The organism is Acidithiobacillus ferrivorans (assembly GCF_016250455.1).
Taxonomy (GTDB): domain Bacteria; phylum Pseudomonadota; class Gammaproteobacteria; order Acidithiobacillales; family Acidithiobacillaceae; genus Acidithiobacillus; species Acidithiobacillus ferrivorans.
On sequence record NZ_CP059488.1, the window covers coordinates 869,844 to 892,383 of the forward strand.

The 22,540-nt window shown below is 57.4% G+C and carries 22 protein-coding genes and 1 tRNA gene; 13 read left to right on the forward strand and 10 right to left on the reverse strand.

From position 1 onward, the window contains the following. Positions 1-96 precede the first annotated feature (96 nt). Positions 97-1,050 carry a D-alanyl-D-alanine carboxypeptidase family protein gene (locus H2515_RS04460; protein WP_198660991.1) on the forward strand — a complete coding sequence of 318 codons (954 nt, stop codon included), beginning with the start codon at positions 97-99 and terminating at the stop codon, positions 1,048-1,050. Positions 1,051-1,060: 10 nt separating this feature from the next. On the opposite strand, the gene H2515_RS04465 is transcribed toward H2515_RS04460, so the two are convergent. After that, on the reverse strand, positions 1,061-2,587 hold the full coding sequence (locus H2515_RS04465) for a DHA2 family efflux MFS transporter permease subunit (RefSeq protein ID WP_198660992.1): 1,527 nt from the start codon (positions 2,585-2,587) through the stop codon (positions 1,061-1,063). A 231-nt stretch (positions 2,588-2,818) separates the two neighbouring features. Beyond that, a complete protein-coding gene (locus tag H2515_RS04470; protein ID WP_051984941.1) occupies positions 2,819-3,613 on the reverse strand; it encodes a pseudouridine synthase in 795 nt (264 codons plus the stop codon). Between the two features lie 23 nt (positions 3,614-3,636). Between H2515_RS04470 and H2515_RS04475 the strand changes: the two genes are divergently transcribed. Next, on the forward strand, positions 3,637-3,948 hold the full coding sequence (locus tag H2515_RS04475; protein WP_014029739.1) for an encapsulin-associated ferritin-like protein: 312 nt from the start codon (positions 3,637-3,639) through the stop codon (positions 3,946-3,948). Positions 3,949-3,962: 14 nt separating this feature from the next. Here the strand turns inward: H2515_RS04475 and hemW are convergent, their stop codons facing one another. Then, complete coding sequence (gene hemW, locus H2515_RS04480; protein WP_014029738.1) at positions 3,963-5,120, reverse strand: radical SAM family heme chaperone HemW; 1,158 nt, start codon at positions 5,118-5,120, stop codon at positions 3,963-3,965. 34 nt (positions 5,121-5,154) lie between these two features. Between hemW and H2515_RS04485 the strand changes: the two genes are divergently transcribed. Beyond that, positions 5,155-5,700, forward strand: a complete 546-nt coding sequence (locus tag H2515_RS04485) for an LON peptidase substrate-binding domain-containing protein (RefSeq protein ID WP_223306896.1) — start codon at positions 5,155-5,157, stop codon at positions 5,698-5,700. Between the two features lie 9 nt (positions 5,701-5,709). On the opposite strand, the gene H2515_RS04490 is transcribed toward H2515_RS04485, so the two are convergent. Then, on the reverse strand, positions 5,710-6,204 hold the full coding sequence (locus H2515_RS04490) for a Crp/Fnr family transcriptional regulator (RefSeq protein WP_035195153.1): 495 nt from the start codon (positions 6,202-6,204) through the stop codon (positions 5,710-5,712). A gap of 129 nt (positions 6,205-6,333) precedes the next feature. On the opposite strand from H2515_RS04490, the gene rph reads away from it, so the two are divergent. Both rph and rdgB read left to right on the forward strand, forming a co-directional pair. After that, positions 6,334-7,062, forward strand: coding sequence for a ribonuclease PH (rph, locus tag H2515_RS04495; RefSeq protein WP_065413222.1), 729 nt, complete (start codon positions 6,334-6,336; stop codon positions 7,060-7,062). Next, positions 7,059-7,682 (forward strand): RdgB/HAM1 family non-canonical purine NTP pyrophosphatase, encoded by a 624-nt coding sequence (gene rdgB / locus H2515_RS04500; protein WP_065413221.1) that lies wholly within the window; start codon positions 7,059-7,061, stop codon positions 7,680-7,682. Before rph ends, rdgB begins: the two co-directional genes overlap by 4 nt. Here the strand turns inward: rdgB and H2515_RS04505 are convergent. Beyond that, on the reverse strand, positions 7,649-8,506 hold the full coding sequence (locus H2515_RS04505) for a sigma-70 family RNA polymerase sigma factor (protein ID WP_035195147.1): 858 nt from the start codon (positions 8,504-8,506) through the stop codon (positions 7,649-7,651). The two genes, rdgB and H2515_RS04505, sit on opposite strands and share 34 nt — an antisense overlap. A gap of 293 nt (positions 8,507-8,799) precedes the next feature. Here H2515_RS04505 and rpsU point away from each other — a divergent pair, with 293 nt between their 5' ends. The 6 genes from rpsU to H2515_RS04535 all read left to right on the forward strand — a co-directional run bounded on the left by rpsU (position 8,800) and on the right by H2515_RS04535 (position 15,677). Beyond that, positions 8,800-9,015, forward strand: coding sequence for a 30S ribosomal protein S21 (gene rpsU, locus H2515_RS04510; protein WP_035195145.1), 216 nt, complete (start codon positions 8,800-8,802; stop codon positions 9,013-9,015). Further along, the gene (locus H2515_RS04515; RefSeq protein ID WP_014029731.1) at positions 9,015-9,461 is read left to right on the forward strand and encodes a GatB/YqeY domain-containing protein; all 447 of its coding nucleotides are present in this window, start codon (positions 9,015-9,017) and stop codon (positions 9,459-9,461) included. The genes rpsU and H2515_RS04515 overlap by 1 nt, the downstream gene beginning before the upstream one ends. After that, positions 9,461-11,797 carry an endonuclease MutS2 gene (locus H2515_RS04520; protein ID WP_198660993.1) on the forward strand — a complete coding sequence of 779 codons (2,337 nt, stop codon included), beginning with the start codon at positions 9,461-9,463 and terminating at the stop codon, positions 11,795-11,797. Before H2515_RS04515 ends, H2515_RS04520 begins: the two co-directional genes overlap by 1 nt. A gap of 3 nt (positions 11,798-11,800) precedes the next feature. Further along, on the forward strand, positions 11,801-13,543 hold the full coding sequence (gene dnaG / locus H2515_RS04525; RefSeq protein ID WP_198660994.1) for a DNA primase: 1,743 nt from the start codon (positions 11,801-11,803) through the stop codon (positions 13,541-13,543). 132 nt (positions 13,544-13,675) lie between these two features. After that, a complete protein-coding gene (gene rpoD / locus H2515_RS04530) occupies positions 13,676-15,544 on the forward strand; it encodes an RNA polymerase sigma factor RpoD (RefSeq protein ID WP_304363960.1) in 1,869 nt (622 codons plus the stop codon). A 56-nt stretch (positions 15,545-15,600) separates the two neighbouring features. Beyond that, positions 15,601-15,677: transfer RNA gene (locus H2515_RS04535), tRNA-Ile, on the forward strand. Positions 15,678-15,916: 239 nt separating this feature from the next. Here the strand turns inward: H2515_RS04535 and H2515_RS04540 are convergent. The 5 genes from H2515_RS04540 to H2515_RS04560 all read right to left on the reverse strand — a co-directional run bounded on the left by H2515_RS04540 (position 15,917) and on the right by H2515_RS04560 (position 21,325). Further along, a complete protein-coding gene (locus tag H2515_RS04540; protein ID WP_232821546.1) occupies positions 15,917-16,747 on the reverse strand; it encodes a COG4705 family protein in 831 nt (276 codons plus the stop codon). Positions 16,748-16,827: 80 nt separating this feature from the next. Beyond that, on the reverse strand, positions 16,828-17,937 hold the full coding sequence (locus tag H2515_RS04545) for an S-(hydroxymethyl)glutathione dehydrogenase/class III alcohol dehydrogenase (RefSeq protein WP_014029657.1): 1,110 nt from the start codon (positions 17,935-17,937) through the stop codon (positions 16,828-16,830). Between the two features lie 43 nt (positions 17,938-17,980). After that, entirely contained in the window at positions 17,981-18,820 is an 840-nt protein-coding gene (fdhD, locus tag H2515_RS04550) for a formate dehydrogenase accessory sulfurtransferase FdhD (RefSeq protein WP_198660995.1), read from the reverse strand. Further along, complete coding sequence (locus H2515_RS04555) at positions 18,790-19,068, reverse strand: hypothetical protein (protein WP_232821547.1); 279 nt, start codon at positions 19,066-19,068, stop codon at positions 18,790-18,792. The genes fdhD and H2515_RS04555 overlap by 31 nt, the downstream gene beginning before the upstream one ends. Then, positions 19,061-21,325: an FdhF/YdeP family oxidoreductase gene (locus H2515_RS04560; RefSeq protein WP_198660996.1), complete on the reverse strand. Its 2,265-nt coding sequence runs from the start codon at positions 21,323-21,325 to the stop codon at positions 19,061-19,063. The genes H2515_RS04555 and H2515_RS04560 overlap by 8 nt, the downstream gene beginning before the upstream one ends. Before the next feature lie 392 nt (positions 21,326-21,717). On the opposite strand from H2515_RS04560, the gene H2515_RS04565 reads away from it, so the two are divergent. Together H2515_RS04565 and H2515_RS04570 are read left to right on the forward strand one after the other, a co-directional pair. Continuing rightward, complete coding sequence (locus H2515_RS04565; protein ID WP_065414002.1) at positions 21,718-22,128, forward strand: mercuric transporter MerT family protein; 411 nt, start codon at positions 21,718-21,720, stop codon at positions 22,126-22,128. A 38-nt stretch (positions 22,129-22,166) separates the two neighbouring features. Further along, positions 22,167-22,517, forward strand: coding sequence for a heavy-metal-associated domain-containing protein (locus H2515_RS04570; RefSeq protein ID WP_035195122.1), 351 nt, complete (start codon positions 22,167-22,169; stop codon positions 22,515-22,517). Positions 22,518-22,540 lie beyond the last annotated feature (23 nt).

Below are 22,540 nucleotides of genomic sequence, written 5' to 3' on the forward strand. Positions count from 1 at the left end.
CGTTGGTCTATAGGCAACCGTAAAAAAATAGCCTATTATCGAAGCATCCTGAGAAATAGCTTTAACCTGATATAGCCGATGCGACGAGGTGTTCCCATGCTGGCCTCCGTTCCTGTACCCGACACAGATTTTGGACCCTCGACGGTAAAATATTTCCCTTCCATAGGGTGGTGGCTCCTTCCCTTGCTTTCGTTAGTGGCGATTTTTCTATTTTGCGCGCCGCGCGCCGCAGCCGAGATCAGCGGCCTCCCACCCATAGATGCGCGGGCTTATATCCTGATGAATGCGGATACAGGCGCCATCATTGCGACAAAAAATGCCTATCAGCCCTATGCTATTGCCAGCATTACCAAGCTGATGACGCTATATCTGCTGTTCAAGGACATTGACAGTGGGCATTTGCAGATGAACCAGCACTTCGTGCCCTGTCGCACGGCGCTACAGACGAGGGGCTCCAGCATGTTCATGCATCCCGGCCTGCCCTTTAGCGTCGCGCAGATGATTCTCGGAATGACGGTGCCTTCCGGCAATGATGCTGCGGTAGAAGCCGCACATCTGGTGGCCGGCAGCGTACCCGCCTTTGTCACCGAAATGAACCAGACGGCGCGTAAAATCGGGATGCTTTCCACCACCTATTATGATCCCGATGGGCTGCCGCATCCTAATAACATGTCCAGTCCCTATGATGTTGCCGTCCTCACCCGCACGATCATGACCCAGTTTCCGCAGTTCATGCCTTTTTTCGGCCACAAAAACTTCACCTACGCGGGCATCACCAGTCCTAACCCCAACCTGTTAGTGGGGCGGGTGCCTTTTATCACCGGCATGAAAAGTGGCTATACCGACGCAGCAGGGCATTGTCTCGTTGCTACAGGAACTCAGGATGGCGTGAAGCTGATTGCCGTGATCCTCGGCGTACCGTCCTTCCACAATGAAAGGCGGGGTTTCTGGAAGGCATCCTGGCAGAGCCTCAAATTGCTGGACTGGGGATTTGCACGCACTCTCTGGCTGCCTGCAGCACCGCATCTGGAGCGGACCTCGGCACCGTAACTGCCAACCTTCATTCGCTAAGGTGCGTGGGCGGTGCTGAGTCGGCGGGTGGTTTCTTCAGGAATATGATCAGCGGAATCATAACGAGGAAGCCGTAAAAAACGAGCACAAAAGCATCCAGCATCCCGCGCATGTTCGCTTGGCTGTATAGCACGACGTTACCCAGCACTTGCCAGGTGGTCGGATTCTGGGTCATACCCGCTGCGGCAAGATAGTGATGAAAGGCAGGATTGAACGGGTTGATAAAGCCGCCCATCTGGTTCCAACCCACTTGCGTTTCCTGACTCGCCACCGTAGAAACGATGGCGATGCCGATGCTGCCACCCAAGGTTCGCATCAGGTTGAAAATGCCCGAGCCTTCGGCCTGCTGTGATTTTTTCAGGGTCGAAAAGGCCAGGGTGAAGAGCGGAATGGTGACCAGCCCAAAACCAATGCCGCGGATGAAGCTGGGCCAGATGAGCCAGGCCATGCTGATGTCCAGGCTGTAGAGTGTCGTGAAATAGGTGCCAACGGCGCCAAAAATGACGCCGACCAGTACGATGTTACGTGGATTGACGCCGCGCCCCAGCAGTCGTCCCGCCAACATCATGGCCAACATCGCACCAATGCCCTGCGGTGCCATCACCAGCCCTGCAGTGAACGCTTCATAGTGCATCAGTGTCTCCAGCATGATCGGCAGAATCACCATGGTACCGAAGAGGGCGAGACCGAATATACCGATACCCATACTGCCGATGGAGAGATTACGGTCTTTGAGCAGGCGCAAATCCACCACCGGATATTTTACGCTCAAAGAGCGCCAGACAAAGAAGAGCATTCCCAATACGGCACCAATAGTCAGAATGATGATGGTCCGCGAGCTGAACCAGTTATCCTGATCGCCGAGGCTCAATACGCCCTGCAGGCTGCCCAGCCCCAGGGCCATCAACGCAAAGCCTGTCCAGTCCACCGGACGGGGGGTGCTGCTCTTGCCGCCGTCGGGAATGGTCTGCATCAGCAGGAACGCGAGGATGCCAAAGGGAATATTCACATAGAATACCCAACGCCAACTGAGTGTGTCCGTCAGATAACCGCCCAGGGTGGGACCCAGAATCGGACCCAGCATGATGCCCATGCCGAGAATGGCCATGGCTTGGCCACGCTTGTTGGATGGATAGGCGCCGAGCATGATGGTCTGCCCCACGGGCGCCAGCGACGCGCCAAATATGCCTTGCAGGAAGCGCCAGAGCACGATTTCCAGCAGACTATGGGACTGCCCGCAGAGCACCGAGGAAATCACAAAGCCGACCACACTCCAGAGCATGATGTTGCGCTGGCCGTAGCGTTCCACCAGGAGCCCGGTGAGGGGCAGGATGATCACATTGGCGACCATGTAACTGGTGAGCACCCAGGTGATCTGATCGCTGTTGGCATGCAGAGAGCCGCGCATGTAGGTCAGTGCCACGTTGACAATGGTCAGGTCGAGTACCTGCATGACTACCGCCAGCATGACCGCGACCGTAATGGTAAGACGTGAAGCGGGGCTCTCTTGCGCCACGGATGGGCTCCTCTCTGTGACGGATGAGCCTGATGGTAGGATCAGCCTTCACCCATTTCGACGCGTGGACCGGGAAAATGTGCACGTCCAGGTACTGACCGTTCGGTCAGTATAAAGTCGGTGCTCCTCTCTGGCAAGTTGGGAAAGGTGATAAGCCGCCATGTCGGGATAGACTGCAACCAGGAAAACCCAGGATTGTGGCTCGATGCAGCCCATACCCCATGGTCAGACTTACTTTGGCGGGAAACGTGGCCTGTCATGGGCAAACGGTGTCTGACGTAACAGGTCTTCCTCATCACTGCGCAGCCAACGCCATTCGCCGGGACGCAGCGCGCCGAGAGGCAGATTTCCCACCGCTACGCGGAGCAGACGCAACACCTCCGTGTCGCCAGCGGCAAGCAGACGCCGGATCTGGCGATTACGTCCTTCCTGCAAAATGAACTCCAGCCACTGGGTTTTGCCACCGCAGCGCAACTCCCTGACCTGCAATGGTAAGCAAGGTTTTCCATCAAGCGTGGGGCCAGTCGCCAGTTGCGCTGCGGCGCTCGTGGAGAGGGGCGGGCGAATCTGCACATGGTAGGTCTTGGCCACATGCTGATCCGGATCCAGCAGTTGTTGCGCCCAGTGCGGATCATTGCTGAAGAGCAGCAGGCCGGAGCTGGCCTGATCCAGACGTCCTACGGGAGCCAACCATGGGGTCTCGGGCAGCAGGTCGTACACAGTGGCACGCCCCTTCTCATCCCGACGGGTGGTAAGAACCCCACGCGGTTTATGCAGCAGCAAAACCCGGCGGGTACTGGCGGTGACCTCGATACCATCGACACAGATTTTCGGCCCGGACAGGGCGAAGCGTGCCTCTGGATCGTGTACCCGACGACCATCTACCTCCACCCGCCCGGCGCGGATCCATTCCGCCGCCACCGTCCGCGAGCACAGCCCGGCTTTGGACAGGATGCGAGCAAGCCCAAAGCCGGGCGCACTTTGGTTTTGTCCAGACTTTGGACTATGATTTGAAGGCTGTTTCACTCGTTCGCCCAAAGGAGTTGATTATGGCGCATGAAACTTTGCATGAATCCCGCGAATCCTTGTCCCCCGAAACCGTGGATATCCACCGGGCCATTTCCTCGCTGATGGAGGAGTTTGAAGCGATTGACTGGTACCAGCAGCGCGCCGACGCCTGCAAGGATCCTATGCTCAAGCAAATTCTGGAACACAATCGGGATGAAGAAATCGAGCACGCTGCTATGGTCCTGGAGTGGCTGCGCCGTAAAATGCCGCGGCTGGATAAAGAATTGCGTGAGTACTTGTTCAGCAACGGCTCCATCACCGGCCACGAGTCCGCGACGATGGGACGCGAGTAAAACGGATTGCATTGTCACGGGACAAAACGGGCACAGAGGTCGTTGTAAAAATTGAGTCCGAGGGCCGTGGGTTGGAGGAATTCTCCTTTGATTTCGACTAAACCCGCGCGCTCGGCTCGACGGATTTGTGGCTGAACCATAGGCCATGACAGGCCGGTACGTTCCGGGAATAACGCCATGGGGAAGCCATCCGTCAGGCGCAAGGCGTTGAGCATGAACTCGAAAGGTCTATCGGCGGTTAACACGGGTTCATAGTCGCCGATAGCGTCGGCATCACTCAGCGCGTCGGCCATATAACTTTCCGGACGGCTGGGTTTGCGGCTGCGCCAGATGCCATCGGGCAGGGTGATTTTGCCGTGCGCCCCGGCACCGATGCCGAGGTAGTCGCCATAGAGCCAGTAATTGCGATTATGCTGACAGCGTTGGCCGGGCAGGGCGTGGGCCGATATCTCGTAGCGCGGCAGTCCGGCCTCCTGGAGTTGCCGACGCAGGGCATTTTCCATGTCAGCGGCTTGGTCGTGGTCCGGCAGGTCTGCCGGTGGCTGACTTGCAAAAGGGGTTCCCGCCTCCAGGGTGAGCTGGTAGAGGGACAGGTGAGGAGGGGTATAGTCCAGCGCGATTTGCAGGTCTGCTTGTGCAGCGGCGAGATCCTGCCCCGGCAGGGCAAACATGAGATCGAGATTATAGCTTTCGAATTCAGCGGCGATGGCGAGCTCCACCGCGCGGCGGGCTGCCGCTGCATCGTGAATGCGGCCGAGCCGTTGCAGAAAGACATCATTGAAAGATTGGATGCCTAAAGAGAGCCGGGTAACGCCCGCCTCCCGGAAGGCGCGAAAAGATGCCGCTTCTATGGCTCCCGGGTTGGCCTCCAGCGTCACTTCCAGACCGGGCAGTGGCCGCAGGCGGGCGCGGATCTCGGAGAGCAGGCGATCGATGATTTCCGGCGGAAAGAGGCTGGGGGTGCCGCCGCCGATAAAAATAGTCTGTACACGACGTCCCCAGATGCGTGGCAGTTCCCGATCCAGGTCGGCGAGCAGTGCGGCCAGATAACGTTCTGCTGGAATGCTGTTGGCTGCATGGGAATTGAAATCGCAATAAGGACACTTGGCTTTGCACCAGGGCAGATGTACATAGAGCGAAAACGACGAAGATGCTTTGAGGGTGAGGTTCATCGAATACTCGCGGGAGGAACGATAGGTGACGAAAATGGATTGGACGCCCTTATTTTTACTCCGAACTGTGCTTTTTCCCAAGGCATTATTGGGATTGCGTGTTTTTGAGCCGCGTTATCTGGACATGATCAGCGCTTCCCTGCGGCAGGGCCGCGATTTTGGCATTTGCCTCAGCCACCCTCGCGGCGACGGCCATGCAGGGCCGGAGTTGGTGGGTACTCTGGCGCGCATTGTGGACTGGGGTGGTGAGGCGGGTGTTCTCCAGGTACAGGTGCAGGGGCAGGAACGCTTCACCATTCAGGACTGGCGTTACGATGGGCCTTTGGCGGTAGCTGTGATTCAGCGCTGGGTCGCGGAACCCATTGTGCCCATGCGCCGCGAAAGTGATGTGTTGCGTTCTATTCTTGAAGAGTTGGTGGGCAAGGAGCCCGCTGCGGAGATGGACGCCAGCAGTGCCGGGATGATTCTGGCGCAGGCACTGCCCGCCTCTCCAGAAGAAAAGCAACAGCTTCTCCTCCTTCAGGATCCCCTGGAACGACTGCGCCGTATTATGGATCTGCTCAATCAACGTGGCGCGTAGGAACAAATCTTAACGTTTCCCTTTGCCGTAAATGTAGGTGGAAAAATCGGTATAGTTTTGTGAAAGATTACGGAAAAGGTGGTCGAGACTGATAATGGCCTGTTCCAGGATGTTCACCGTAATATAAGGCTTTTCTACCTTTAGCCGTTGATAACGGGCGCGGGTGAGGACCAGCACCTGGGTATCGTCACTTTTGGCGAGAATGCGGGCGCTACGTGGCTGACGGTCGAAAAAGGACATCTCTCCAGCCATCTCCCCGTCACGTACCCGGACCACTTCTACTTCGTCGCCGTCGGCGGTGTGGTGAACGATGGCCATTTCACCTTTGACGCAGAAGAACAGCGCTTCTCCCAGTGTGCCCCATTCGGCAATCACCTGATCCATATGAAATTGGGCATGGGTGACATATTCTGCAAGGGTCTGGACTTCGCTGATGGTCAGCGACTGCGCCAAGTGATGCTGTTTGAGAAATTGGGTGATTTCTACGTGGGCAATGCCAAGCATGGTGCGTTCCTCTGGGAAGCGGATTTTCTATCATTATAACGGTGGAAGGGGGATGAGGGACAGTGCCGCATTTTGAATCCTGCCGTCGCCTCGCGGTATAATGCAACATTACCTCCAACGAGTAATCCCATGACACGTCCCAGTGGAAGAAGTGCTGATGCCTTGCGTCCGGTACAGGTCACCCGAAATTTTACCAAACATGCCGAAGGCTCGGTGCTGATAGCCTGCGGCGACACCAAAGTGCTGTGTACCGCCAGCGTCGAAGAAAAGGTGCCGTCCTTCCTGCGCGGTATGGGCAAGGGGTGGGTGACGGCAGAATATAGTATGTTGCCGCGTGCAACCCGGGAGCGGGTCGCGCGGGAATCTGCCAAGGGACGCATCGGTGGACGCACCCATGAAATTCAACGCCTCATCGGCCGTAGTCTGCGCGCTGCCGTAGATTTACAGGCCTTGGGTGAGCGCACCATCTGGGTGGATTGTGACGTGCTTCAGGCCGATGGTGGGACCCGCACCGCGAGTATTACCGGCGCTTGTCTGGCGGTGGCCGATGCCCTGCAACATCTGCGTGCGGCCGGGCGGATTCAGAACAATCCCTTGCGGGACTGGGTGGCGGCTGTTTCGGTGGGCATCTACCAGGGGCGGGCGGTCCTCGATCTCGATTATGCCGAAGACAGTAATGCCGACGTGGATATGAATGTGGTGATGACCGGTGCAGGTGCGTTTGTAGAAGTGCAGGGAACAGCGGAAGGTGCGGTATTCAGTGCGGAACAAATGGCCGAAATGCTGGGGCTGGCGCGCAAGGGGATCGCTGAATTGGTGGCGCGTCAGCATCAGGAGTGTCCGGAAGCACGTTCATGACACCGTTGTTGTTGGCCACTGGTAACCCCGGTAAGGTGCGTGAGTTGCAACTGCTGCTCGCCGCTCGTGGCTTTGCGGTGGTCGGCCAAACTGGGCTGGGTATTTCCAGTATTGTAGAAACCGGACTCAGCTTTGTCGAAAATGCGTTGCTCAAGGCACGCCACGCCGCCTCACAAAGTGGTATGGCGGCGCTCGCCGAAGATTCCGGGCTTTGTGTGCCCTACCTGCAAGGCGCGCCCGGCCTTTACTCCGCGCGCTATGCGGGCCCGGAGGCCAGTGCCGCCACCAACAACGCCAAGTTGCTGACGATGCTGGCTGGCGCGCAGGGCGAGGCTCGTGCTGCTTATTATGTGGCTTGCATGGTCTTTCTGGAATCTGCTGCTGACCCTTCGCCACTGGTGGCGCAGGGTTTCTGGCAGGGAGTTATTGGTGAGCACCCTGTCGGTGATGGAGGCTTTGGGTACGACCCGCTATTTTGGCCCGCAGGCGGACTGCGCAGCGCGGCACAGTGGAGCCTGGAAGAAAAAAACGATTGCAGTCATCGTGCGCTGGCACTACGCAGACTGTTGGAGCTACTGGCGGAACGTCAGGCGCCCCAGCCACTATCACTCAAGGATTGACGCAGGCGGGACAGGGCCCGCACCTGCAATTGTCTTACCGCCTCGCGGCTGACGCCCATCCGTTCGGCCACTGCTTCCAGGGTCATCGGGGCATCGCCATGCATGCCGTAGCGAAACACCATGACCTCCCGTTGCTTTTCGTTGAGTTCCGTCAGATGCCCGCGCAGCGCTTTACAGATGGCGTCGCGGTCGTATTCGTTATCAGGACCAGCAATGTCGCCGACCACCTGTTCGATACGGCTTGGCCCGTCGGATATTTCTTCGTCGAGAGAGAAGACACGAATATCGGCAAAATCCAGCGCGCGCATGGTGCTCTCACGTACTCCAAGAGCTTCGCGGCGCTGCTCGCGGCGCACATCAATGTCGCTGTCTTTTTCCTCTCCGCGCTGCATATAAGCGTGCAGGGACTTGGCAAGATAGTCAGGCAGGCGTATGAAGCGAGAGCGGATGAGTGCCCGTTGCATGGCCTCGCGAATCCACCAGGTCGCGTAGCTGGAAAAGCGTGTCCCGAGCCCTTCCCGAAATCGGTCGGCGGCGCGTAGCAAGCCCATATATCCCTCCTGAAGGAGGTCCTCCTGACTCAGTCCTTTGTTGCGATAACCCCGGGCGACCGCCTTCACCAAGGGCATATGGGCAGAGATGAGGGTGGCGCGAGCGCATTCATCACCTTGGCGCAGTCGATGGATGAGTTGCAGTTCCTGCTTCTGGCTGAGGAACGGTCCACTGTTTTCGTCGTCTATGAAATCATCAAGAGGTGGCGGATCAATGGCGGGGCCCATATCAGGAATGTCTGAGTCCCTCGATTCCCTAGCTTCGGTATACATTAATTGGCCTCTTGATTTTGATCACAAAGTGCTGCGGCGTTGCAATCTAATAATATAATTCAATAGCGGTTTCACTGTCCTCAATATTAGGATTCTTTTTGATCCGGCTGTCAAGGGTCTGCAACGGGTATTTTGTGATTTTAGCAACATGGTGTCGCCGATATCACGAAAAATAGTGTACTTTAAGCTGCGGTGTCTTTACGGGCGACCAGGGTTTTTTGACTATGCCTCTTGATCTGCCTATAATCCCGCCCTTTGTCGTTACCTATATCCAAAGAGGTCGGAATCCTTCTATGCCAACTGTTCGCGTCAAAGAAAATGAGCCCTTCGAAGTTGCGCTGCGGCGTTTTAAACGTTCCTGTGAAAAAGCGGGCGTCCTTACCGAAGTGCGGCGTCGTGAGTTCTACGAAAAGCCCACGGAAGAGCGCAAGCGCAAGGCCGCTGCTGCTCGCAAACGTTCGTTGAAGCGTATGCGTCGTCAGTCCATGCGTCTGGTCCGGCTCTACTGATGACGCTGCGCGAACGCCTCCAGGAAGATATGAAGTCGGCCATGCGCGCCCGGGAAGCCGAGCGTCTGGTGACCATTCGTATGCTTCTGGCAGCGATCAAACAGCGCGAAATTGATGAGCGCCGCGAGCTTGACGATACTGAAGCGTTGAGCATTGTGGATAAGCTGATCAAGCAGCGCAAGGATTCTGCCAGTCAATTTATTGCTGGTGGTCGTCCGGATCTTGCGGAAAAGGAAGAGTCAGAAATCGTTTTTCTCGCGGTCTATCTGCCGGAGGCTCTGCTGCCTGCAGAGATTGATGGGCTGATTGCTGAGACGATAACGGCCGTAGCGGCCAGTGGTCCCAGAGATATGGGTAAGGTACTTACCGCCTTGCGCCCGCAGATGCAGGGACGTGCGGACATGGCCGTGGTGGCGGAAAAAGTAAAGGCCCGCCTTAGCAGCTAATGGACGAAGACGCGGCTGCGGCCGGGGTTACCTCCTGGCAGAACAGCTTCTGGCGGGCTCTGGATGCCAGTGATGTGCAGAGCGCGTGGTCGCAGCATTGTGGTCACATCTATGGTCGCAGATATGTTGCGGTGACCACTCCCTGGGTGACGCTCGCGGAAATTCATGATCGTCTGAACTGGTCGCAGTGGCTGTCACAGCGTATTACCGCCGGTTTTTCTCTCCCTGTCGCTGATATTCCCGATGTAAATACCCTGCTGGACCTGGCCCAGCGCCTTGGTGCCGTGCTCAGCGGGCGGGATTTGCGCGCGATGCTCAACGTGCTGATGGCACAGAAAGGCTACGCTGCAGCCTTGCGTCAGACCGCGGATGCCCTGACCGGGCTGGCGACGGAGATTGATCCGCCGGTGGCTTTGTCGCGCAGCCTCAACATGGCGCTGGATGAGGAGGGCGAGCTCCTCGACACTGCCAGCCCTGATCTCGCGCTTCTGCGTCAGCGCCTGCGGGCCAGCCGCGGCGAATTGCAGCGTTTCCTGCAGAGCTTTCTGCGGAATCCTGACTGGCAGGAGTACTGGCAGGATCAGATCATCGTGCAGCGCAATGAGCGTTACGTGCTGCCCCTCAAAGCCAGTCATAAAGGGCGCATCAAAGCGATCGTGCATGACCGCTCGGCCAGTGGTGAAACCCTTTTTGTGGAACCGCTGGTTGCCGTCGAGCTGAATAACCAATTGGTTCAGGACCGGCGTGCTGAGTTGCAGGAACAGGAGCGTATTCTTCGCGTCCTCAGCGCGGCGGTAGGGGCAGAAGTGCCGGGCATCGTCGTGGCCCTGGGGCATATGGGTCGCCTGGATGCGGTACGGGCGGGGCTGGAACTGGGTGATACCTATGGCGGGATTTTGCCCAAGGTGGGCGTGGCGGCGGCCTTTGATCTGCAGGCCCTGCGCCATCCGCTACTCTGTCTGCGTCATCCGGGGCAGGTCGTGGGTAACTCGGTACATCTCGGGGCGGACGCGCACCAACTGGTGATTACCGGCCCTAATACCGGCGGCAAGACGGCTACCCTGAAAGCGGTGGGGCTCAATCATCTGATGGCCTATATGGGGTTGCCGGTGACGGCGGAAGGCACTCTGGGTTATTTCTGCAAGTGCTTTGCGGTTATTGGCGATGCCCAGGATATTCACACGGATCTTTCTACCTTTTCGGCGCAGGTGCAGCGCCTGCAGGAAGTGCTGAGGCATGCCGATGCCAACAGTCTCGTGCTTCTGGATGAACTGGGCAATGGCACCGATCCACGGGAGGGGGGTGCACTGGCCCAGGCGGTGGCGGAGGCTTTGCTGGCGGCCAAATCCTGCACACTGCTCACCAGCCATCTGGAGGTGATGAAACGCTATGCCCTGAGCCATGAAGGTGTGGCGCTGGCGGGTATGGGTTTCGATGCCGAGCGTCTGGCGCCCACCTATCGCCTGCAGTGGGGTGTGGGTGGCGCGAGCCAGGGCTTGGCTATTGCCCGGCGGGTGGGGATGCCAGCGCCGCTGATGGCCCGCGCCGAGGCGCTTTATGCCGATGATCGCGAAGACTGGGAACGTTGGGAAGCGCAGCGGGAGGGCTTGCTGCGGGCCGCGCAGCAAGCCCTGGATGAGGCCGCGCTGGCGCGCAACGAAGCCACAACATCCGCCCGGCGCCTGGAACGCGAGCTGGAGGCGGCACGACAAGAGCGCGAAAAAGCCGCCGCCGCCGCGCATGCCGAGTGGGAAAATATCCTGATGACGGCACGCCAGCAGGTGCGGCAAACCATCGCGGCGCTCAAGTCGGGACGGGATACTCATGCCGCATCAGCGGCCTTGCAGCGCCTGGAAGCCCCTTTCCGGGTGGAAGAGCAGCGTGCGGATAGTCTGCCTGCCGTGGGGGCTAAGGGTCTGTTTCTGCCGCTCCGGCAGGTGAGCCAGGTATTGCGTGTGGATCCGGCCCAGCAACGGGTGCAGATTCAATTGCGGGGTAAACAGCTTTGGGTGCCGGCCGCACAATTCGCCGTGGATGCGGCGGTGCAGATGCCCAAGGAAAAGGGCAGCACCCAATATGCAGCGCCGGGAGATCATCCCTGGCGTCTGGATTTGCGCGGACAGCTTCGGGAAGACGCTTTGGTGGCCTTGTGTCGGCATGTGGATGGTGCCGTGGCTGCTGGTCGCCAACAGGTCGAGATTCTGCACGGTAAGGGTAATGGCGTACTTGCAGAAATGGTGCGCGAATTTGCCGGACAGGACCCTCGGGTCAGCCAATGGCGCATGGCGCGACCAGAACATGGTGGTGGCGGGGTCAGCGAGTTGGAGTTACGCTGACGAATGGCCAACTTTTCCCCCACATTTGTCAATGCCGTACTGGAGCACAGCGATCTGGTGCGCCTTATCGACAGCCGCGTGCCGCTGAAGAAAAAGGGCAAGGATTTCTGGGCCTGCTGTCCGTTTCATCAGGAAAAAAGCCCCTCATTTTCTGTCAGCGCGGATAAGCAGATTTATTACTGTTTTGGCTGCCACGCGCATGGAAATGCCATCGGATTTTTGATGGCCCATGACCGGCTCTCTTTCCCTGAAGCGGTGACGACGCTGGCCGAGGAGGCGGGCATTGCCCTGCCTGAAGACAGTCCGACCGGCGAACAGGAAGACCTCCGGCCACTGCGTGCCATTCTCGAAAAAGCTGTCGCCCTTTACCAGTCCATGGTCGCAGAACATCTACCGGCCCAGGAATATCTGCGTGAAAGAGGATTGGATGCCGACACTATCGCGCGCTTTGAGCTGGGTTATGCACCACCAGCGGCCCGGTTTCTGAGCCAAAAACTTGGCAATGATGCGTCATCGCGACGGCAGTTGCTGGGAGCGGGATTGGTCAGCAGTCGCGACGATGGCTCGGTCTATGATCGTTTTCGCGGCCGGGTGATTTTTCCGATCCGCGATGGGCGCGGACAAATGGTGGGGCTGGGAGGGCGCAGTCTTGACGGCCACGAGCCCAAATATCTTAATTCGCCGGAAAGTGCCCTCTACCACAAGGGCCGGGTGCTGTATGGTCTGCATCAGGCGAAGGAAGGCGTGCGTCGTGCTGGGCGGGTTCTGCTGGTGGAAGGGTATCTGGATGTCATCACATTGCACCAGGTGGGCGTTGACTATGCCGTCGCTGCGAGTGGGACTGCCCTGGGTGATAGCCAGTTAGAGATGCTCTTCCGGGCGGCGGCCGAGGTGCTGCTTTGTTTTGACGGCGATAATGCCGGGCGTAATGCCGCCTGGCGCGCGGTGCAGATGGCGCCGGAGCATCTGCGCGAGGGGCGTCTGCTGCGGGTGTTGTTCATGCCCGATGGGGAGGACCCCGACTCACTGGTGCGTCAGCACGGGGCCGCGGCGTTTGAATCATTACTTCCGGGCGCACGCCCGGCCATTGATTTCTTTTTGGAGGATCTGCAACACCGACACAATCTTGCAGCAGAAGACGAGAAGGCTCTTTTCCTGCATGCAGCGCGCGATTTTCTGAAGCGGGTGAGCGATCCGATCCTGCGTGAGGTCTATGAGCAACGGGTGCAGGATCTTTGCGGGTTAGCCCCGGTTACCCGGCGGGCGGCGTCGCGCGTGGTACGCAAAGCGTCGCCCAACGCGACCCAAGGGCCATCCCTTTACAAAACTGCGTTGCGACTCTTGCTGCATCACCCGGAGGACCCGGCCTGGCAGACGCTGGATCGCGATTTGCTGCCGTTTCTCTTCGACAGTGAGCCTACGGTAAAAAATCTGGCGGGGGCACTTGATATTTTGGCCAACATGACCCATTTAAGTTCTCACGAGTTGTTCGCGAAATTGTCGGCATCGGAACATGCGGAAGTATGCTATGCGTTGGTGATGACTCATACCGGCGGCGTAGAAGATGGTGCGCCGATGCAGCTTGAAATTTCGGGCTGTGTGGCGCGGATCAATCAGCGTCTTGCTGCAGCGCGCAGCCACTTTATCAGCCGGGCAGCGGATCAGGGTGGTTTGAGCGCACTTTCCGAGCAGGAGCGAGCAGAGATGGTACGCTTGTCCCGGCGCGGCAGGCGGAAGGATGTTTGAGCCAGATAAATGCAGGAAAAGGCTGAGGATGCAGGTCTGTGACGATAACACCTTTCCAGGCGTGTGGTTTTTCTTATATAATATGCGGCTTTCCGCGAGTGCAGGGTGGTTATGAGAGACGGTGAGAGTGCAGTGGATAATGAATCTCAGCGGTCTGAGCTGAAGCGGCTTATTGCGCGCGGTAAAGAGCAAGGCTATCTGACCTATCGCGAGATCAATGATCATTTGCCCGAAGAGGTCTTCGACCCCGAGCAGATGGAAAATGTCATCTCCATGATCAATGACATGGGTATTGAGGTCTTCGAAGAAGCCCCCGATGGCGAGACCCTGCTCGATGGGGAGGGCGGCTCTGTGGTCGCCGCCCAGGAAGCGGAAGAGGCCGCCGAAGAAGCCCTGGCTGTGGTCGAGGCGGATATCGGGCGGACCAGTGACCCGGTGCGCATGTACATGCGCGAGATGGGCAGCGTCGAACTGCTCACCCGTGAAGGTGAAATCGAGATTGCCCGGCGTATTGAAGACGGTCTGATGCAGGTGTTGCGGGCGGTATCGACCTGTCCGACGACCATCTCTCTTTTGCTGGACGCGGCCGATCGGGTGGAGCGCGGTGAGACACGCCTGGATGAAGTGGTCGACGCCTTTATCGATCCTAATGCGCTGGACGCGGAAGCGGTTAGCGCGGACGAGGATGCCGTACTGGTGGGCGGCGACGAGATTGAGGTTGAGGACGACGACGAAGAATCTGAAGACGGTGATGTCGAAGTAGACAAAGGCCCGCAACTCGAAGAAGCGTTGGAACGTTTTGCAGTGATTCGCGCTGCTTACACCATGTTACTCGTCAGCTATGCTGATGGTGAAATGCATGGGGAAGCTTACCAGCAGCAGCGTCGTGAGCTTGCGGAGCGCTTCCTGGAAATCAAGCTCAACGTTCGTCAGATCGATGTCATGACCGATGCGCTGCGCGGGTTGACCGAAGAGGTACGTCAGTGCGAACGGGAGCTGATGGAACTGTGCATTGAACGTGCACGTTTTCCGCGTAAGGATTTTGTCCGCAGCTATCCTGGTCACGAAAGCGATGTAGGCTGGGTTGATCAGCAAATTTCCGGCGGATTTTCTTACAGTGCTCGTTTGATCGAGTTCCGTGATGATATCGTGTCGATCATGAAGCGACTGGCGAACATTGAGAAGCGTGCAGGCTTGCCGGTTGTTGAGATCAAAGAGGCCAGCCGATTGATGTCTATTGGTGAGGCTAAGGCACGGCGTGCCAAGAAGGAAATGGTCGAGGCCAACCTGCGTCTGGTGATCTCTATTGCCAAGAAGTATACCAATCGTGGTTTGCAGTTTCTCGATCTGATTCAGGAAGGGAATATCGGCTTGATGAAGGCCGTGGACAAGTTTGAATATCGGCGTGGCTACAAATTCTCGACTTACGCGACCTGGTGGATACGGCAGGCCATTACGCGGAGTATTGCGGATCAGGCGCGGACCATTCGTATTCCGGTACATATGATCGAAACCATCAACAAACTCAATCGGATCAGCCGGCAGATGCTTCAGGAAATGGGACGCGAGCCGACGCCTGAAGAGTTGGCAGAGCGGATGGAGATGCCTGAGGATAAAATTCGCAAGGTATTGAAAATTGCTAAAGAGCCCATCTCTATGGAGACACCCATTGGTGATGATGAAGATTCGCATCTGGGTGATTTCATTGAGGATCGGAACGTGACGGCGCCAGCGGATTCTGCCGTTAATGCGGCGATTCGCGAGGTGGTCGAGGAGCTGCTCGATAATGGTTTGACGGCGCGGGAGGCCAAGGTGTTGCGTATGCGTTTTGGTATCGGGATGAATACCGACCATACGCTAGAAGAAGTTGGCAAGCAGTTTGACGTTACTCGTGAGCGTATTCGCCAAATTGAAGCCAAGGCACTGCGTAAACTGCGTCATCCCTCCCGATCGGAGCGGTTGCGCAGTTTTGTGGACGGTGAGGTGACGATCCCGTCCTGATGTATGCTTTTGCTGTATACAGGCGTGGATATCGGCGCGTTCCACGCCTTTCTTTAGGGCCTGTAGCTCAGTTGGTTAGAGCAGGGGACTCATAATCCCTTGGTCCACGGTTCGAGTCCGTGCGGGCCCACCAATTAAATCAAGGATCTACCAAGGTGCGGTAGGTCCTTTTTCTTGCCTGGGCCCAGCCGTATAAGCGTGGTATAAGCAAATTCTAGATTTTTGCATAGGCGCACGTTAATCTCGCGTGCTCTTCCTGAACGCTTCTCCATGAGACATAAATTGAGACTGTTGGGATGTTTTTTGCTCTATAAATATATTCTCAGAAATTCATAACTAGCAATTACATCTTTGTTTTTTAACAGCGGCTTATCAGCGCACCTCTATTTTTTGGGCGCGGTTGGGGTCATCTACTCTGGAAATTATCAGGAAGCTGAGCAGCATCAAAATGACCAGCGTCAGCGATATACTCACCGGACCCGTGCCAAGACCAAGGCCACCGAACCGTATCGGCTTGTCTGTCCAGTCCGCGAAAGAAGCCCCCAGCGGTCTGGTCAAGATATAGGCTATCCAGAAGGCGGCGATTTCGTTAAGGTCGGACATGAAGTATGCGACGACGGGAATGCCGAACAAGAGGACAAATAGTAAACCCGATCCAAGGTAGCCTAAATCCAGGCTCGATGCTGTCATGTCACCTGCGGCGGTGCCCAGGGCAAAGGTGGCTACGATGGTCGCCCAATAGAATGCCTCTCGCCGAGGTGTATGCACACTGTGAATGGAGAGGGTTTTTTCTTTGCGTTTCCAGGCCCCCAGAATCCCGATCAAGGCAACCAGAAAAACGGATGTCGAGATGTCATAGGGAACGCCCAGCACGACATGGGTGACGTCCGCTATTTGGGTGCCGAAGATACTCACCATGATTACGGCAAACCAGTAATAGTGCGTGGTATATTGATTGCTCCGCATCTGTAGCCAGATAGCGGCCAGGAACAATAACCCACAACCTACCACGGCCAGATAGGGGTTCGTGTGGAAAACGAGAAAATCCGATGTGGCTTCTCCCATGGCGGTGGTCAGGAGTTTCGCCATCCAGAAATATGCGGTGATTTTCGGTACTTTGAGCAGTGGGTCATTTCCATTGGAAGGGCTAAGTGCGGCTGTAGTCATTGATGTTCCTTTTTTAAGGACGGCGAGCACGGTCATGCATCCCCATGCCCACCCAGTATCGGAGCAAATCCCGATGCAGTTACGTTTATCCTCGGATCAAAGCGGGATCTGCTGCCTCAGAAGGTCAGTACGGTGCGGATGGACTTACCCTCGTGCATGAGATCGAAAGCGGTGTTGATCTCTTCCAATGGCAGGGTATGGGTGATCATCTCGTCGATATGGATTTTGCCTTCCATGTACCAGTCGACGATTTTCGGCACGTCGGTGCGGCCCTTGGCGCCGCCGAAGGCGGAACCCCGCCAGTTGCGTCCGGTCACCAGTTGGAAGGGGCGGGTACTGATTTCCTGTCCGGAACCGGCGACACCGATGATGATGCTGGTGCCCCAGCCTTTGTGGCAGCATTCCAGCGCCTGGCGCATTAGGGTGGTGTTGCCGATGCACTCGAAACTGAAGTCGGCGCCGCCCTTGGTGAGGTTGACCAGATAGGGAACCAGATCGCTTTCGACCTCCTTGGGATTCACGAAATGGGTCATGCCGAATTTTTCGGCCAGATCGCGCTTGCCGGGGTTGATGTCCACGCCGACGATCATGTCCGCCCCTGCCATGCGTGCGCCCTGAACCACATTGAGGCCAATACCGCCAAGGCCGAAAACCACAACCTTGTCACCAGGACGGACCTTGGCCGTATAAAGCACTGCCCCGATACCGGTGGTAACGCCACAGCCGATATAACAAACCTTATCGAAGGGTGCGTCCTCGCGGATTTTGGCCAGGGCGATTTCCGGCAACACGGTGTAATTGGCGAAGGTGCTGGTGCCCATGTAGTGGTACAGCGGCTTGCCATTGGCCGAGAAACGACTGGTGCCGTCGGGCATTAGACCTCGCCCCTGGGTATCGCGGATGGCCTGACAGAGATTGGTCTTGCCGCTCAGGCAGTATTCACACTCCCGGCATTCTGGGGTGTAAAGGGGGATGACATGATCGCCGGGCTTCAGGGAGCGCACCCCCGGCCCGACTTCTACCACCACGCCCGCGCCTTCATGACCCAGCACGGTGGGAAACAGACCTTCGGGGTCCATGCCCGAGAGGGTGTAGGCGTCGGTATGGCAAACGCCGGTAGCCTTGATTTCCACCAGCACTTCGCCGGCGCGTGGTCCTTCGAGTTGCACGGTTTCAACAACGAGGGGCTGATTGGCGCCATAAGCAACGGCAGCACGAACATCCATGGGTATATCTCCAGTATGTAAGGGATGGTGATGAGGGGTGAAATCAGCAATTCATGGGAATCGACCCGCTACAGCCGCGGATTCTTTCACCGTGGGCGTAGACCGTCATACGCCTGTCCCGGGCATAACCGATCAGGGTCAGACCATGGCTTTCGGCCAGTTGAATGGCCAGGCTGCTGACTCCAGAGATGGCCGCCACAACGGGTATGCCAAAGCCCAGAGCCTTGAGGGCAATCTCGAAGCTGAGTCGGGAAGAAACGCCCAGCAGTGTGGTCTGCCCATAGGCAATGCCCTGCTGCAACGCAGCACCAATACTTTTGTCGACGGCATTGTGGCGTCCTATGTCCTCGCGGACCAGAATGCCAAGGGACGTAGCTAAAACAGCGGCGTGTGCGGTTCCGGTGGTCTGATTTAAATCCTGCTGTTGCTGCATGGTGGCAAGGAGCGCGTGAATGGCCTCCGTATCCGTCGTCACTAGATCCCGTTTCAGGGACGGGAAAGGCACCAGCCCGGTGAAGCAGGGTGTCCCGCAGAGTCCGCAAGCGCTCCCACCGATCACGCAGCGACGCTTATGTTCGACGCGTTCCGCTGCCGCCGAGCTGAGCTGAATATACAGTGCCCAACCCTCGGCCACATGTACCGATTCCCAGGCGATGATTTCCTCCTGGGACCGCAGTACGCCTTCGCTCCATAGAAAGCCACAAAAAAAGTCCTCCAGATGATCTGGCGTGGCCATCATCACCGCGTAGGGATCACCGTTGATCACCAGCGAAATGGCAGCTTCCTGCAGTATGGCTTCCTCGTGTACCAAGGGCACGCACTGGCTTTCCAGCACCGTCGCCGGAGACCAACTTATTCCGCCGAGGCCTGCATCTGTGCGCATAGCGCCCGTCCTTTTTCAGTGAGGATGATGACGGGGCGCCCCCGCCGTTCTGCCTGGGCCACGTAGTCTATGCCGCCCCAACTATCGGTATGACCGAGGAGCAACAGGAGTCGCTCCAGTTGGCTGCGACGGATGCCCAGAAGCTTGCCGGTTTTCGCGAGCGACAGCACCTGCTCAGCACATAGTGCCTGCATCAGGGCGATCACCAGGTTTTCCATCGCGCTTTCTTCAGGGGTGGTTTCAGTCACACTGACCCGCCGCTGCAAAAGTCACCTGAATGGACTTGGAGGTGGGGGTGTTGGCCCGGTCCGCATGGCTGGAGAGGGGGACCAGCACGTTAAGCTCGGGATAGTATCCGGCCACGCAGCCCCGCGGGATATCGTAGGGCACCAAGACGAAATTCCGGGCGACCCGCTCGCCATCCCGCCAGTGCGAGGTGATGTCCACCGGACGGTCCGGCTGGAATCCCAGTTCCGCCATGTCAGCGGCATGCATGAAGCAGATGTTGCGGGCGCCAGAAACGCCACGATAACGGTCTTCTAAGCCATAGATCGTGGTGTTGTACTGGTCGTGGCTGCGGATGGTCATGAGATTAAATATCCGCGCTGCCGTCTGCGGCTGAAAGCGATCTTCAGTGATGGCTTTCAGCGCCTGCGCGATGAAATTGGCTTTGCCGGATGCGGTGGTCCAGCGCCGGGAGCGCGGCGGCAGATCCAGATGAAAACCACGCGGTTTGTGGACGCGGTCGTTGAAGTCTTCAAAACCTGGAACAACGCGGGAAATACGGTCGCGAATCCGGTCATAGTCTGCGACCATCTCGCGCCATGGCGTTTTGCTCTGGGGCAACGTCGCTTCGGCGAGCTCCGCGATGATGGCGGATTCGGACTTCAGGTGGGGTGAAGCCGGAGCGCGCATACCTTGGGAGATATGCACCATGCTCATGGAATCTTCCACCGTCACCCCCTGCGGTTGACCGTTTTGAATATCAATTTCGGTACGTCCCAGACAGGGCAGGATGATTGCCTCCTTCCCATGGACGATATGCGAGCGATTGAGCTTGGTGGTGACATGCACGGTCAACGCACACCCGCGCAGGGCTTTATGGACACGGGCCGTGTCGGGTGTGGCGTTGGCAAAATTGCCGCCCATGCCAAAAAAGACCTTGGCGCATCCCTCTTCCAGGGCGGTGATGCTGCCGATCACGTCATAACCATGTTCGCGGGGCGGTTCAAAATCGAACTCCTTGGCGAGACGATCCAGGAAATCCGGTGCCGGACGTTCCCAAATACCCATGGTGCGATCCCCCTGGACGTTACTGTGGCCGCGAATCGGGCAGGCGCCGGCGCCCTCCTTGCCGATATTACCTTTGAGCAAGAGCACATTGACCAACATCTGGATGGTCGCCACCGCGTGCTTGTGCTGGGTGATTCCCATGCCCCAGGTGATTATGCCGGCCTTGCCTTCATCATAGATTTTGCCGATTTCCATGAACTCGGCATGGGTCAGGCCACTTTCCACCTCAATATCCGCCCAGGGTGTGTTGCTGGCAATTTCCTTGAGGGATTCAAAGCCTTGGGTGTGAGTGTCGATAAAATCCTGATCCAGGGTGCCCTGTTCCAGCACATAGCGGGCGATCCCCAGCGCGATGGCGTAGTCGCCGCCAATGCGCGGTTGATAGTAATGGGTGGCGATTTCCGTGCCGTGCTTGATGAGCATTTCTCTGGCATTCTGCGGATTTACAAAGCGCTGTAGACCACGCTCCCGTAGCGGGTTGAAAACCAGTATTCGGCAGCCGCGTTTGGCGGCATCGCGTAGAGTGCCCAGCATGCGCGGATGATTGGTGCCCGGATTGTGACCGAAGAGCAGGAGGGTATCGGCATGATCGAAGTCTTCCAGGGTGACGGTGCCTTTACCGATACCGATGGATTCGGGCATGCCCAGACTGGTGGGCTCGTGGCACATATTAGAGCAGTCCGGCATGTTGTTGGTGCCGAATTCCCGGGCGAAAAGCTGGTAGAGGAACGCCGCCTCGTTGGAGGTGCGCCCGGAGGTGTAGAAAATCGCCTCATGCGGCGATTTAAGCGCTTGCAGATGCTGGGCAACACGTTGGAAAGCCGCCTCCCAGCTGATGGGCACATAGTGATCGGTCGCGGCGTCGTAAAACATCGGCTCGGTCAGGCGACCAAGTTCTTCCAGGTAATAATCGTCATGTTCAGCCAGCCAGCTGACCGTATGTTGCGCGAAAAAGTCGGTGGTCACCCGCTTGCTGGTGGCCTCCGCCGCCACGGCTTTCACGCCGTTTTCACAGAACTCAAATGTGGAGTGGGCGTCCGGGTCCGGCCAGGCGCAACCAGGGCAGTCGAAACCCTCCGCCTGATTGGATTTGAGGAGCAGGGTGGTACCTTCGGCCAGAATTCCCTGATGCTGCAGGCTCTGCATGGAAGCCCGCAACGCGCCCCAACCTCCGGCAGGTTGCTTGTAATGATGGATTTTTAATTCGGACATGCGTCCCTCCTCATTTTATTACATACCAGACGGTCGGACATTCTTAAAAATTGCAGGGCCGGCATGGTTTCTCCAAGGACCAAAACGCATGTGCCATGGTTGCCCCCCTGCCGTCAGTTTTACATACCGATCGGTTGGTACCAACCTTAGTCAGGATCGGCGGGAGTGTCAAGACGATGGGTACCTTCCAGCCAGCGCTTTATGCGGTGGCCAATGCCCATGGTGGGAAGCCTGCGGGCACCCCTGGGGTGCGTAGCGTGGCAGAGTGAAGTAGAGAATAAACAGCTACGGAAGTCATTGGCGCAAAAGAATGCCTTGACACCGTACTATAGTACGGTGTCTACGATCATGAGTCATGCAACGTATGACCAGTATGTAGATTGGAGGTGACCATGACTGTCAAGACGGAACCTGGCAAAGCGACAGAAGCCTGCGCCGCAGCAGTACAGCGAGCGCCTGCATCTGCGGGAAAAGGCATATGGGGTCTGTTCTTGGCTGTGGTATTGGGCTTTTTAGCATCGGCCTGCTGTGTATTGCCCCTGTTGCTGATCGTCGCCGGTATCGGTGGCGCATGGATGGCCAACCTGCGGATACTTGGGCCCTACGCACCCTATCTGGATATTTTGGCACTGGCTTTTTTGGTCTACGCCCATATACAAAACCATCGGGAGAATAAAGGGGTGGCCTGCGGCACCTGTGCGCCGGGAGAACGATGGAAGACCCCTCTGCTCTGGGCGGGTACCATTCTGGTGCTCATCGCTCTGGCGTTGCCCCATGTGCTACCTCGCCTTCTGATGCCTTAATCAGGCCGCTCTCACCGTTTATAAAAGGAGATATTTTTATGGATGCCCAAGTGTCTATTCAAAAAATCCTGGCGTCGCTCTGTACGATAGCCTTGATCACTGGTGTCAGCGTCACTATGCCTGCGTCTGCGGCCAGCACAATGCATGCTGTGGCCCCAACCGACATGGCCAGCACCACATTTAAGGTGCCGGGTATGACCTGCGCCGACAAGGCCTGTAATACGTCCATCTATATTGCCCTGCATCGTTTGCACGGCGTGAAGAAAATTCAGATCCGGGATATGGCGCTGACGGTAACGGTGCAGTACGACCCGAAGGCGGTCAAGGTTCCTACCCTTTTGAACGTGTTCCGTCAGGTCGGCTATCCCGCCTCGGTAGTACAGCCATAATCTCTGGATCATCTATTTTTGAG

Coding starts and splice junctions, on each gene's coding strand:
- H2515_RS04460 (WP_198660991.1), top strand. CDS start 97: ATGCTGGCCTCCGTTCCTGTACCCGACACAGATTTTGGACCCTCGACG.
- H2515_RS04475 (WP_014029739.1), top strand. CDS start 3,637: ATGGCGCATGAAACTTTGCATGAATCCCGCGAATCCTTGTCCCCCGAA.
- hemW (WP_014029738.1), bottom strand. CDS start 5,120: ATGAACCTCACCCTCAAAGCATCTTCGTCGTTTTCGCTCTATGTACAT.
- H2515_RS04485 (WP_223306896.1), top strand. CDS start 5,155: ATGGATTGGACGCCCTTATTTTTACTCCGAACTGTGCTTTTTCCCAAG.
- H2515_RS04490 (WP_035195153.1), bottom strand. CDS start 6,204: ATGCTTGGCATTGCCCACGTAGAAATCACCCAATTTCTCAAACAGCAT.
- rph (WP_065413222.1), top strand. CDS start 6,334: ATGACACGTCCCAGTGGAAGAAGTGCTGATGCCTTGCGTCCGGTACAG.
- rdgB (WP_065413221.1), top strand. CDS start 7,059: ATGACACCGTTGTTGTTGGCCACTGGTAACCCCGGTAAGGTGCGTGAG.
- H2515_RS04505 (WP_035195147.1), bottom strand. CDS start 8,506: ATGTATACCGAAGCTAGGGAATCGAGGGACTCAGACATTCCTGATATG.
- rpsU (WP_035195145.1), top strand. CDS start 8,800: ATGCCAACTGTTCGCGTCAAAGAAAATGAGCCCTTCGAAGTTGCGCTG.
- H2515_RS04515 (WP_014029731.1), top strand. CDS start 9,015: ATGACGCTGCGCGAACGCCTCCAGGAAGATATGAAGTCGGCCATGCGC.
- H2515_RS04520 (WP_198660993.1), top strand. CDS start 9,461: ATGGACGAAGACGCGGCTGCGGCCGGGGTTACCTCCTGGCAGAACAGC.
- dnaG (WP_198660994.1), top strand. CDS start 11,801: ATGGCCAACTTTTCCCCCACATTTGTCAATGCCGTACTGGAGCACAGC.
- H2515_RS04540 (WP_232821546.1), bottom strand. CDS start 16,747: ATGACCGTGCTCGCCGTCCTTAAAAAAGGAACATCAATGACTACAGCC.
- H2515_RS04545 (WP_014029657.1), bottom strand. CDS start 17,937: ATGGATGTTCGTGCTGCCGTTGCTTATGGCGCCAATCAGCCCCTCGTT.
- fdhD (WP_198660995.1), bottom strand. CDS start 18,820: ATGCGCACAGATGCAGGCCTCGGCGGAATAAGTTGGTCTCCGGCGACG.
- H2515_RS04560 (WP_198660996.1), bottom strand. CDS start 21,325: ATGTCCGAATTAAAAATCCATCATTACAAGCAACCTGCCGGAGGTTGG.
- H2515_RS04565 (WP_065414002.1), top strand. CDS start 21,718: ATGACTGTCAAGACGGAACCTGGCAAAGCGACAGAAGCCTGCGCCGCA.
- H2515_RS04570 (WP_035195122.1), top strand. CDS start 22,167: ATGGATGCCCAAGTGTCTATTCAAAAAATCCTGGCGTCGCTCTGTACG.